The following is a 12177-nucleotide window of genomic DNA, read 5'->3' on the forward strand; positions in this document are numbered from 1 at the left end:
ATTGTGGTTCGACCAGCCGGGATTTGGTTGCATCTTTTCCTGTATTTTATAAACTACGAAAACCATCGCAAAAGCGAGTTTTGATAGGAAATTTAATAGTATGAGCACTATCGACGAACGCGTTAAGAAAATCATCGTTGAACAACTGGGTGTTAAAGAGGAAGAAGTTGTGAACACAGCTTCATTTGTTGATGACTTGGGCGCTGATTCTCTTGACACAGTTGAACTGGTAATGGCTCTGGAAGAAGAGTTCGATATCGAGATCCCAGACGAAGAAGCTGAAAAAATCACCACAGTTCAGGCTGCTATTGACTACGTTGAAAACGCAGGTAAATAAGCACACATACCTAGGCGGTCGTTCGACCGCCTATGTTTTTCGTCCTAAATTTTTTCCCTCCCTGGAGGATAACCGTGTCTAAGCGTCGAGTAGTCGTGACCGGACTAGGCATGTTATCTCCTGTCGGCAACACAGTAGAATCTTCTTGGAATGCTGTTTGTGCCGGACAGAGTGGTATCGGCCTTATCGAACATTTTGACGCCTCTAACCATGCAACTAAATTTGCTGGTGTGGTGAAGAATTTTAATCATGAAGATTTCAATATTTCGCGTAAAGAAGCGCGGAAGATGGATCTCTTTATTCAGTATGGTATTGCTGCAGGCATACAAGCCTTTGAAGATGCAGGAATCAAAGTAACAGAAGCCAATGCTAGCCGCTTTGGTGCTGCTATTGGTTCTGGTATTGGTGGTTTGGGCCTGATTGAAGAAAACCACAGTACATTGCTTTCGGCGGGGCCTCGCAAGGTCAGCCCATTCTTTGTACCTTCGACCATTATTAATATGGCGGCAGGCCATCTGAGCATCCTTTATGGTCTGCGTGGCCCTAGCATTTCCATCGCAACCGCGTGTACTTCTGGTGTACATAATATCGGTCATGCGGCTCGTATCATTGCTTATAATGATGCTGATATTATGCTGGCGGGTGGTGCAGAGAAAGCCAGCACAGAATTTGGTATTGCCGGATTTGGTGCTGCACGAGCATTATCAACCCGTAACGATAATCCTCAGGGTGCAAGCCGTCCTTGGGATAAAGATCGTGATGGTTTTGTTCTGGGCGATGGCGCAGGTGTTGTCGTTCTTGAAGAATATGAACACGCCAAACAGCGTGGTGCAAAAATCTATGCTGAAGTTGTTGGCTTTGGCATGAGTAGTGATGCTTACCACATGACATCACCTCCTGAAGATGGAGCTGGTGCTGCTTTAGCGATGGAAAATGCCCTGAAAGATGCGGGTATTTCACCAGAACAGGTGGGTTACATTAATGCTCATGGTACTTCAACATCAGTTGGTGATATTGCAGAAGCTCGAGCGGTTGAGTCTGTTTTTGGTGAAGGCACTAAGGTATTGGTGAGTTCAACCAAATCCATGACAGGCCACTTACTGGGAGCTGCGGGAGCGGTTGAATCTATTTTCACTATTCTTTCCCTGCGTGATCAGATTGTTCCTCCGACCATTAATTTGGAAAATCAGGATGAGAACTGTCATTTGGATTTAGTTCCAGGTGAAGCGCGTAAAGTTGAAGGAATGGAATACGCATTGTGTAACTCTTTCGGCTTCGGTGGCACTAATGGGTCATTGATCTTCCGTAAGATCTAAAAACGCTTTGTGTTTATAAAGAGCCTCAACATTTGTTGGGGCTTTTTTACATCTGTTTTCTGACGGATTGTTTTTTTATGGTTTTTTGCACTGTCCGGACTCCTATACTATTATAACGCCCCTTAATAGTTGAGGTTATCACGCCTTTTTATCGAAAATAAGAAGTTAAAATGACGTATTGGATTAATGGTAATCAGTGTGATCAATTGCCTGTGAATGATCGCGCGGTACAATTTGGTGATGGTTGCTTTACTACAATAAGAGTTGAGCAAGAACAACCCGCTTTGTTGCCTTTGCATATAAAACGGTTGCAAAAAGGCGTTGAAAAACTGTTTATGCCAGCACCGGATTGGACGCAGCTTGAGAGTCATATTAAACAAGTAGTGCAAGGGTGTGAATCAGGTGTTCTGAAGGTTATTCTTTCCAGAGGAGCTGGAGGGCGTGGTTACGGTATTGACCATGAAATTGAACCTACAAAGATTCTCTCTTTGAACCCATATCCTGCACAATATATTACCTTGCGTCAAAATGGTGCTGCGTTGGCTCTTAGCCCTATTTCCATGGGGATTAATCCTTACCTTGCGGGTATTAAGCACTTGAATCGCTTGGAACAAGTTTTGATCAAAAGATTCATTGAACAATCCAAAACGGATGAAGCACTGGTGCTTGATAGTGATGGTCTATTGGTTGAGTGCTGTACTGCGAATATTTTTTGGCGGAAAGGAAAAAATGTTTATACGCCAGATCTCAGCCAGTGTGGCGTGGAAGGGATTATGCGGCAAAAAATAATCGAATTATTGGCAGACAGTGATTATAGCCTGTCATTTGTTATGCGTTATCCTGAAGCACTGGCTCATGCCGATGAAGTGATTATCTGTAATTCTCTGATGCCCGTGGTTCCAGTAAATCAAATTCAAGCACACAAATATCAACCTGCGTGGAAATATCAATCAAGGGAGCTGCATGAATTTTTATTACCAGAATGTTTAACACTTTAATTTTTAATTAAATAATGCTTAAGTTTTTAGCTATTTAGTCCTCATCATTGAAGCACACATAAAAGTGATTACCGAATGAAACTAAAAAAGCGCCTTCTCATTTTACCCGGATTGATTATCGCAATTGCTATGATCGTATTCTTTTCTTTTGTGAAAAAAATAAAAGACTTTGCAGATAAGGATATTATTCTTAATCAAGAGGTTATATTTACTGTACCGGCGGGCGCTGGGCGTACAGGTCTGGAAACCTTACTGATCCAGCAGAAATTAATTGAAGATAATCGATTATTGCCGTGGTTATTTCGACTTAAGCCTGAACTGGCAAAATTTAAGGCGGGAACTTATCGTTTGCAAAAAGGGATGTCCTTAAGAGCCGTTTTGCAGTTGTTTGCCAGTGGTAAAGAAACCCAATTTACTATCCGTTTTGTGGAGGGGAGTCGCCTTTCTGATTGGTCAAAAATCTTGCAGAATGCGCCATACTTAAAGCATGAAGCGGAAAACAAAACTGCGCAGGAGCTGGCTGATACATTAGGAATGAAAGAAGGAAAATCACTGGAAGGATGGTTTTATCCCGATACTTATCTGTATACAGCAGGCACGAGTGATGTGGAATTACTCAAGCGGGCGCATAACAAAATGAAAACGGTACTGGATCAGGAGTGGAAAAACCGCGAACCGAATCTCCCGTATAAGAATGCTTATGAGATGTTGATCATGGCATCCATCATCGAAAAAGAGACAGCGATTGAATCTGAACGTACCAAAGTGGCTTCTGTATTCTTGAATCGTTTAAGGTTAAAGATGCGGTTACAGACTGATCCGACAGTGATTTACGGCTTGGGAGATAAATACTTAGGTACGATTTTTCGCAGCAATCTCACTACCCTTACGCCATATAATACCTATATGATTGATGGATTGCCGCCAACACCTATTGCTATGCCAGGTTTGGCTTCGATTAAGGCAGCAGCCCATCCTGCCGCTACTGAATATTTATATTTTGTTGCGAATGGCAATGGCGGCCATACATTCACCACTAATCTGGTAGCACATAATAAGGCAGTAAATCTTTATCGTCAGAAGTTAAAGCAGGATAAATGAACAGCAAATTTATTGTAATCGAAGGGCTTGAGGGCGCAGGGAAAACGACTGCGATCCAAACAATTGTTGATACGTTGAAACAGTATGGTATTTCCGACCTGATTTTTACCCGTGAACCTGGTGGAACACCACTGGCAGAAAAGTTACGTCAGCTAATTAAACAGGGAGTCGAAGGCGAATTACTGACAGATAAAGCAGAAGTATTGATGCTATATGCTGCCAGAGTTCAATTGGTAGAAAACATCATCAAGCCAGCGTTATCAAAGGGAACTTGGGTTGTTGGTGATCGTCATGACCTTTCTTCTCAAGCTTATCAGGGTGGTGGTCGTGGTATTGATCAAAACCTGATGGCATCATTGCGCAAAGCTGCATTAGGTGATTTTTATCCTGATTTGACTATCTATCTTGATTTACCGCCAGAAGTAGGGTTACAGCGCGCTCGTGAACGTGGTGAATTGGATCGTATTGAAAAAGAATCGTTGGATTTTTTCAATCGCACACGTGAAAAGTATCTCGAATTAGTGGCGGAGAATGACAGCATCAGAAAGGTAGATGCAACTCAGTCATTAGAGAAAGTGCAGGATGATATTCGTCATACCTTACTTAATTGGTTAAAAGAACAGGAAACGCAGGCATGAATTGGTATCCGTGGCTTAATCATGCGTACCGTCAATTAGTTGAATTCCACCAACAAGGGCGGGGGCATCATGCAATTTTACTTCATGCGCATGAAGGGACGGGTGCAGATGCGTTATTGTATGGATTGAGCCGCTGGTTAATGTGCCAGAATAAACAGGGTCTGAAAAGCTGTGGCAAATGCCACGGCTGCCATTTAATGTTGGCAGAAACCCACTCTGACTGGCATGTTCTTGCTCCTGAAAAGGGAAAAAATATCATTGGAGTGGATGCCGTGCGTCAGCTTAGTGAAAAACTCTATGAGTATTCTCAGCAAGGAGGAGCAAAAATTGCCTGGTTGCCATCAGCAGAATCCCTGACTGATGCTGCTTCCAATGCCTTATTAAAAACTTTGGAAGAGCCACCTCAAAACACGTATTTTCTGTTGCGCTGTCAGCATCCCACAAATTTGCTGGCAACACTGCGTAGCCGTTGTTTTTATTATTTCCTCCCTGCGCCTGAAAATTCTATAGGGCTTTACTGGCTGAAAAATCAGCTTCCGTCCGTATCATCGCTGGATGCGCAGACAGCGTTAAGACTTTCTCAGGGAGCGCCACTGGCAGCGGAAAAATTGCTTCAGACTGAAAAATGGCATCAAAGAAATTCACTTTGTCAGGCAATTACACAGGCATTACGTAATAGTGATACCTTGTCGCTTTTGCCATTGTTGAATCGTGATGATGTACAGCAATCCTTGCATTGGTTGATCAGTTTATTATCAGATGCTGTAAAATGTCGGCAGCAAGTGCAACATTACTGCGTTAACCAAGATCAGCAGGCTTTGATTTATCTCCTTGCCTCTGCTCAAAATGCGGAAAGATTGTTAAGCACGGTTGATGATTGGATACGTTGTCGTCATCAATTATTATCTGTGGTGGGTATCAATCGTGAATTATTGCTGACAGAACAATTACTCAATTGGGAAAAGCAACTCGGCCTCACACAGTAACTTATTTAGATATGAGCATATTATGTTTTTAGTTGATTCACATTGTCATCTCGATTGCCTTGATTATGAAACATTACACAAAAGTGTAGATGATGTCGTGGCTAAAGCCGCAGAACGCGATGTTAAGTATATGTTGGCAGTAGCGACTACATTGCCAGGATTTCAACAAATGAAAAACCTGATTGGCAAACGAGAAAATGTAGCATACTCCTGTGGCATCCACCCATTGAATCTGGATGAAGGTTATAATTTTGAGGAACTCGCCCGTTTGGCTGCGGATGAGGATGTCATCGCAATGGGTGAAACGGGGTTGGATTACTATTATCAGAAAGAAAACGCTGAACTCCAGAGAACATCATTTCGTGAGCATATCCGTATCGGTCGTGAACTGAACAAGCCAGTGATTGTGCATACCCGCGAGGCAAGGGACGATACACTGATGGTGTTGCGGGAAGAGAAAGTGCAAGAATGTGGTGGTGTTTTGCACTGCTTCACAGAAGATAAAGAAACAGCAAGGCTTTTGCTTGATTTGGGATTTTATATCTCTTTTTCTGGTATTGTTACCTTCCGCAATGCAGAGCAGATCCGAGAAGCGGCAAGATTTGTACCACTTGACCGCATTTTGGTGGAAACTGATTCACCTTATTTAGCACCTGTTCCCTATCGCGGCAAACAGAATCAGCCTGCTTATGTGCGTGATGTTGCTGAATATATGGCAGTTTTAAAAGGCGTTAGTATTGAAGAATTGGCAGCAGTGACCACAAAAAACTTTTGTGAACTGTTTCATGTCAATATTGCATAAAATTAAGTGGAAAAGGAGAAATGAGATGGCAGAAGAAACTATTTTTAGCAAAATTATTCGCCGTGAAATTCCTGCTGATATTATTTATCAGGATGATTTAGTCACAGCATTCCGTGATATTTCCCCACAAGCACCGTCACATATTTTGATTGTTCCTAATGTGCTGATCCCGACTGTTAATGATGTCACCGCTGAGCATGAGCTTGCTTTGGGTCGTTTATTTACGGTTGCAGCAAAAATAGCGAAAGATGAAGGCATTGCAGAAGATGGCTATCGCTTGATTATGAACTGTAATCGTCACTCTGGTCAGGAAGTTTTCCATATCCATATGCATTTAGTGGGTGGACGGCCACTAGGCCCGCTTTTGGCAAAATAATATTATTCATGAGTATCGGTACAAGGTAGCGATGTAACTGGGGTAGATTAATGAAAAGAATTCTCTTTGTTATATTATCAGCAATGTTGCTGGCAAGTTGTGTAATTGAAAAAACGCAACAGCCTGCTCCTGTTACGCCAGTGGAACCAAAGAAAAAACAGGAACCACCAGTAAAACCATCGGAAAAAGTTCCTCAACCCCCTAAGATCCAGTCTATTAATTGGAATAGTGTCGTCCAGCCATTGGTAGAGCAGATGGTTGGGGCCAACGGCGTGGAAGCAGGAAAAGTATTGCTTGTTGATTCTGTCAAAAATAATACCAATGGTTCATTGCGGACACTGAAAGCGACAGATGCGATTACGGATGCAATCAGTAACAAACAAGTCTTTCAGGTTGTCCCGAAATCTCAAGTCCATACTGCCCGGCAGGCTTTGGGGTTGTCATCGGAAGATAGCTTGGGGTTACGCAGTAAATCTATTGGTCTCGCGCGTTATTTGAATGCTGATTATGTTTTGTATACCGCAATTTCCAGCCATAATGGTCAGCGTGACATAGAGATGCAACTGATGCTGGTTAAAACCGGTGAGATACTCTGGTCTGGTCGTGGTGACGTTAACTAACCATCATTCTTTGTTAAAGATGTTGTCTCAGCAATGGCCTGATATTCCAGTAGATTCCTGGGAAATTAGGCCATTAACGGGTCTGACACAGGCAAGTTATTACATTACGGATGGTGTTCGTCAGATGGTTGGACGTGCACAAACATCATATAGTAGTACGTTGGGGGTAAACCGTCAGCGGGAAAATCAGATTTTGCGCAGATTAACCCCTACTGGTGTCGCACCTAAGGTACTGGCGACGAACGAAACTTGGTTATTGCTGGAATGGCTCAAGGGAACAAAAGTAGACGCTGATACATTGAGTTCACCAGCTATACAGAAATCATTGGCTCAAACGCTTGCCACTCTTCACAGCCACTCTCCATTGGGCTATCCCCTTAAGCTTAAGCAGCAAATTGCATATCAATGGCAGCAAATAGATCGGAGACGTCTGTCCCCTCGTTGGTTACGCCTGCATAAATTATTTATGGCTGCCAGAATGCCAGCCACATTAAAAATCGCTCCGGCTCACATGGATGTTCACCCTGATAATCTGTTAATGACCAAAGATGGGCTAAAATTGATCGACTGGGAATATGCTGCTGATGTTGATATTGGTTTCTCATTGGCTGTTCTATTTAAAGGAAATCAATGGGATAAACTACAGCAAAAAACCTTTTTGAATTATTATTGCATCCAAATGTCAGGATATTCAGATATCCAACGATTACAGCAGCAGATTGAACGATGGGAGTCGTGGGTTAGATACATGATGCTGATGTGGTATGAAGTACGCTGGCAGCAAACGAAAGAGCAACAATTTTTATCACTGGCGTATCCTTTGCGCCATGCTTTTAAACTGTCGTAACAAATTGACACTGGCGTAGTGCGCGGGTGGAATTTTAATCAACGATAATATGGCAACCAATAAAAAGAAGTGAGGAATGCTATGGGTCCAGTAATGTTAGATGTTGTTGGCTATGAATTGGATAATGAAGAACGAGAAATTCTGCAACATCCATTAGTGGGCGGTTTAATTCTGTTTACCCGCAATTTCCACGATACAAAACAATTACGCGAATTAATTCGTCAAATTCGCGAAGCTTCCCGTCATCGTCTGGTGATTGCAGTGGATCAGGAAGGTGGGCGTGTTCAGCGGTTTCATGAAGGTTTCACTCGTTTACCCGCAGCACAGTCATTTGCCTGTATGAATGATTTGCTTATGGGAGCACATTTGGCAGAAGAGTCTGGTTGGCTGATGGCATCAGAAATGATTGCAATGGACATCGATATCAGTTTTGCGCCAGTGCTGGATTTGGGGCATAAATGTACGGCAATTGGAGAACGTTCATTTCATGAAGAGCCTGAACCTGCAATGGTAATGGCAGAAAAATTTATCAAGGGCATGTATTCTGCGGGCATGAGATCGACGGGTAAACATTTTCCGGGACATGGGGCAGTGACGGCAGACTCTCATAAAGAAACACCGAGGGACAATCGTTCAATGGATGCCATTAGTTGTCACGATATGGTGATATTCCGTGATTTTATCCAACGCAATCTGCTGGACGCCATCATGCCTGCCCATGTTATTTACCCTCAAGTAGATCATCGCCCTGCTAGTGGTTCGCCGTATTGGCTGAAATCTATATTGCGTGAGCAACTGGGTTTTGAAGGTGTCATTTTTTCTGATGATTTATCAATGGAAGGTGCCGCAGTTATGGGGAGTTACCCCGAGCGCGCAACAGCTTCATTAAATGCTGGTTGTGACATGATCTTGGTGTGTAACAATCGGGAAGGGGCTGTCAGTGTACTGGATAACCTTCCGATTATCGACTCAGGTAAAGTCACACGGTTATATCATCAAGGTAAACAATTTAGTCTGGAAGAATTGCAGAAATCTGACCGTTGGCAACAGGCTAATAAAGCCTTACACGGTCTGTGCGAAAAATGGCTAAGATGTGAATCATGATTGAATAATATAGGCTTATTTCAATAAAGTCGGGAATAGGGGTGCCATTGGTGATCTTATTCCCGACTTTTCTTCAATAATGCTATTTCTCACCTTTCTCTTCAATAACTTTGATATTTTGCCCTGAAAATCCCATATTCACATAATATTAACATTTACAATGTTAATTATTCATAAATCTGATTTATATCTAATTAATTGAAAATTATCATACAAATTTTGTGATTGTTGTCTAATTAATCAAAAGAATTTGATTGAAGCTATTTTTGGTATGACCAACTGACCTGCCATGATATTCTGGAGATATTTGCAGTATGAAATTTGTTTGACTTGGTGTTATTTAAGGACGTTATCCAAGGTTTTTACTCAAAAAAATGGGTTTAGCACCTTACATAACATTATGTTGTATTTTCAGTGGGGTAGTCATGACAACGCCAAAGACAAGAATTGTCATCATTGGTGGGGGCGCTGGTGGTTTAGAGCTGGCAACGCGTTTGGGACATAAATTGGGTCGTAAGCAAAAAGCCGAAATTACTTTGGTGGATCGCAACAACAGCCATTTATGGAAACCGTTATTACATGAGGTAGCAACAGGTTCCCTGGATGATGGTGTTGATGCACTGAGCTATTTAGCGCATGCCAGCAACCATTATTTCAATTTTCAGCTAGGTACGCTCACGGATATTAACCGTGAAGAGAAAAAAATCACTTTGGCGGCAATCCGTGATGAAGGCAGTGATTTGTTGGTACCAGAGCGTGAGTTGGCCTACGACATTCTTGTCATGGCATTGGGCAGCCAGTCGAATGATTTTGGGACGGCTGGAGTGAAGGAAAACTGTATTTTCCTTGATAACCCGCAGCAGGCACATCGTTTCCACAATGAGATGCTGAATTTATTCCTGAAATACTCTGCAAATCAATGTGCAGAAGAAAAAGTGAATATCGCGATTGTTGGTGGCGGCGCAACAGGTGTTGAACTTTCTGCTGAGTTATATAATGCGGTCAAGCAGCTTCATAATTATGGCTTTGAAAGCCTGAGTTCAGATGCTTTAAATGTGACTCTGGTTGAAGCTGGTGAGCGAATTTTGCCTGCATTGCCGGCGCGTATCTCTGGCGCGGCCCATCAAGAATTGACTAAGCTTGGCGTCAAGGTCTTAACCAAGACAATGGTGACCAGTGCTGATGAACATGGCTTGAATACTAAAGATGGTGAGCAGATCAAAGCTTCCCTGATGGTCTGGGCGGCAGGAATTAAAGCACCAGACTTTATGAAAGACATTGGCGGATTGGAAACAAACCGTATTAACCAATTAGTGGTGAAACCAACTTTGCAAACCACACTGGACGATCGTATTTTCGCCATTGGGGATTGTGCATCATGCCCGAAAAAAGAAGGTGGATTTGTTCCTCCTCGGGCTCAGTCCGCTCACCAGATGGCAAGCCGTTGTTATGATAATATTCTGGCATTACTGAATGAAAAACCATTGAAAGAATATGTTTATAAAGATCATGGTTCATTGGTTTCATTATCGAAGTTCAGTACGGTTGGTAGCCTGATGGGGAACTTAATGCGTGGATCAGTGATGGTGGAAGGCCGTATTGCCCGTATAGTTTATATCTCCTTGTATCGGATGCACCAAGTCGCTTTGCACGGATATATTAAAACAGGATTGATGATGTTGGTTGGTGGAATTAACCGTGTTATTCGTCCACGGTTGAAGTTACACTAATTAGTTAGCTGAGAGACTGAGTTAGCTAAGAGAATTAGCTGAAAATGGTTCATCTAGACATAATCAACCCAGATGAGCCATTTTCCTGCTTATTATATTTATTGTTATACATATCATAATTATTCTTATCTAAATCAATCGCAGTTATTTATTATAATGAATAAAACTGTATTTAATATAATTACAGCCATCCATTTGAGTTAACTCATTATTGTTATATATAAAATATATTAACATAATGAGGTTGTTATTATTTATATATTAAAAACAATAAGCCCAGATAACTCAATTGCATATGCGTTACCTGTAGGTAAATGAAACAATTTATCAGTGTATCTAATTAATCGTTGTAATAAAGCCAGTTTTAGTTAGGTTACTGTAGTATCATGACTTTGATCTGGCTGTTAGAATTAGATACATTATAAATGATATATGACCTTCATTTTTCGAGTTACCGCTTTACTGGTTGTATTAATACACTTCAGTTTGTAGTTATATAACATATAGATATATCACATCTTATTCTATGATAATGTTTATTTTTCATTGTGTTACAATTTTTTGGCACAGAAAAGAAGCGAAGAATATAAAATTAAATCTCCTTACTGAATGATAATGATTTTATTATATTAGATTAAGGAAATAGGATTTTTCTTAAATAACGAATTTAGCGCATTTTTAGCTTACATAAAATATCGGTAAAACTATTAATATATCAAGGTGCTATGTGGTTAAATTAAAGATAAGACAGTATGTAATTGGTTCAATAATTACTATTGCCATTATTGGTACTGCTGTAACGTTCTGTTTTGAATCCCCACGTCCCAGCGTTGCACAAGTATTATACTCGAAGCCTATTAGATCAACTGTTGCGGTTAGTCAATCCTATTGCCATATCACAGTATCTCCCATTCCTGCTACAGCAAAAGATATTACGGAAAGTTTTTTACCGAATCATGAATATCGTATATTAACACTTATTAATACTTTAAAAGTAAAGAGGGAATACCCTGCGTTAAAGCATTCGGAGCTAAAAAATTGTGTCATCGTTGATGTTAAGCAACCACGTGTTGTTGGGTACGATGTCGTTTATCGTATCGGAGATAAAACAGGGAAAATCAGGATACCATATATACCAGGGGAAACGATCCCTTTAAATGAGAAAGGCCAATTAATTTTAAAGGTACAGTAGAATAATACGTTCACGATACTCTTTAGTAGAGGGTTATTTAGAGGATTACACTGTTTAGCGGATAGTTCACATGAAATTAAATTGGTGAACAGTATTAGCAAAACAGTGCAATCATAAAATTAACTCCTCA

General features: G+C 41.2%; 13 protein-coding genes. All 13 read left to right on the forward strand.

Annotation, left to right across the window (positions count from 1 at the left end):
* Nucleotides 1-100: 100 nt before the first annotated feature.
* The 13 genes from acpP (at nt 101) to umoD (ending at nt 12047) form a co-directional block, all read left to right on the forward strand.
* The gene (acpP, locus tag Xmir_RS04480; RefSeq protein ID WP_012989255.1) at nt 101-337 is read left to right on the forward strand and encodes an acyl carrier protein; all 237 of its coding nucleotides are present in this window, start codon (nt 101-103) and stop codon (nt 335-337) included.
* Between the two features lie 74 nt (nt 338-411).
* Entirely contained in the window at nt 412-1653 is a 1242-nt protein-coding gene (fabF, locus tag Xmir_RS04485) for a beta-ketoacyl-ACP synthase II (RefSeq protein ID WP_099113221.1), read from the forward strand.
* A gap of 170 nt (nt 1654-1823) precedes the next feature.
* Nucleotides 1824-2651: an aminodeoxychorismate lyase gene (pabC, locus tag Xmir_RS04490; RefSeq protein ID WP_099113222.1), complete on the forward strand. Its 828-nt coding sequence runs from the start codon at nt 1824-1826 to the stop codon at nt 2649-2651.
* 75 nt (nt 2652-2726) lie between these two features.
* Nucleotides 2727-3752 (forward strand): endolytic transglycosylase MltG, encoded by a 1026-nt coding sequence (gene mltG, locus Xmir_RS04495; protein ID WP_099113223.1) that lies wholly within the window; start codon nt 2727-2729, stop codon nt 3750-3752.
* The gene (tmk, locus tag Xmir_RS04500; RefSeq protein ID WP_099113224.1) at nt 3749-4390 is read left to right on the forward strand and encodes a dTMP kinase; all 642 of its coding nucleotides are present in this window, start codon (nt 3749-3751) and stop codon (nt 4388-4390) included. The genes mltG and tmk overlap by 4 nt, the downstream gene beginning before the upstream one ends.
* Complete coding sequence (gene holB / locus Xmir_RS04505) at nt 4387-5376, forward strand: DNA polymerase III subunit delta' (protein ID WP_099113225.1); 990 nt, start codon at nt 4387-4389, stop codon at nt 5374-5376. The genes tmk and holB overlap by 4 nt, the downstream gene beginning before the upstream one ends.
* Nucleotides 5377-5398: 22 nt before the next feature.
* Nucleotides 5399-6178, forward strand: a complete 780-nt coding sequence (locus tag Xmir_RS04510; RefSeq protein ID WP_099113226.1) for a metal-dependent hydrolase — start codon at nt 5399-5401, stop codon at nt 6176-6178.
* 25 nt (nt 6179-6203) lie between these two features.
* Nucleotides 6204-6554 carry a purine nucleoside phosphoramidase gene (gene hinT, locus Xmir_RS04515; protein WP_099113227.1) on the forward strand — a complete coding sequence of 117 codons (351 nt, stop codon included), beginning with the start codon at nt 6204-6206 and terminating at the stop codon, nt 6552-6554.
* Between the two features lie 50 nt (nt 6555-6604).
* Nucleotides 6605-7174 (forward strand): penicillin-binding protein activator LpoB, encoded by a 570-nt coding sequence (gene lpoB, locus Xmir_RS04520; protein ID WP_099113228.1) that lies wholly within the window; start codon nt 6605-6607, stop codon nt 7172-7174.
* A complete protein-coding gene (locus Xmir_RS04525) occupies nt 7137-8021 on the forward strand; it encodes a phosphotransferase (protein WP_244170853.1) in 885 nt (294 codons plus the stop codon). Before lpoB ends, Xmir_RS04525 begins: the two co-directional genes overlap by 38 nt.
* 81 nt (nt 8022-8102) lie before the next feature.
* Nucleotides 8103-9125 (forward strand): beta-N-acetylhexosaminidase, encoded by a 1023-nt coding sequence (gene nagZ, locus Xmir_RS04530; protein ID WP_099113230.1) that lies wholly within the window; start codon nt 8103-8105, stop codon nt 9123-9125.
* A gap of 425 nt (nt 9126-9550) precedes the next feature.
* Nucleotides 9551-10855, forward strand: coding sequence for an NAD(P)/FAD-dependent oxidoreductase (locus tag Xmir_RS04535; RefSeq protein ID WP_099113231.1), 1305 nt, complete (start codon nt 9551-9553; stop codon nt 10853-10855).
* A gap of 727 nt (nt 10856-11582) precedes the next feature.
* Nucleotides 11583-12047 carry a UmoD family flagellar biogenesis regulator gene (umoD, locus tag Xmir_RS04540; protein ID WP_099113232.1) on the forward strand — a complete coding sequence of 155 codons (465 nt, stop codon included), beginning with the start codon at nt 11583-11585 and terminating at the stop codon, nt 12045-12047.
* Nucleotides 12048-12177 lie beyond the last annotated feature (130 nt).

The sequence above is a fragment of the Xenorhabdus miraniensis genome (assembly GCF_002632615.1).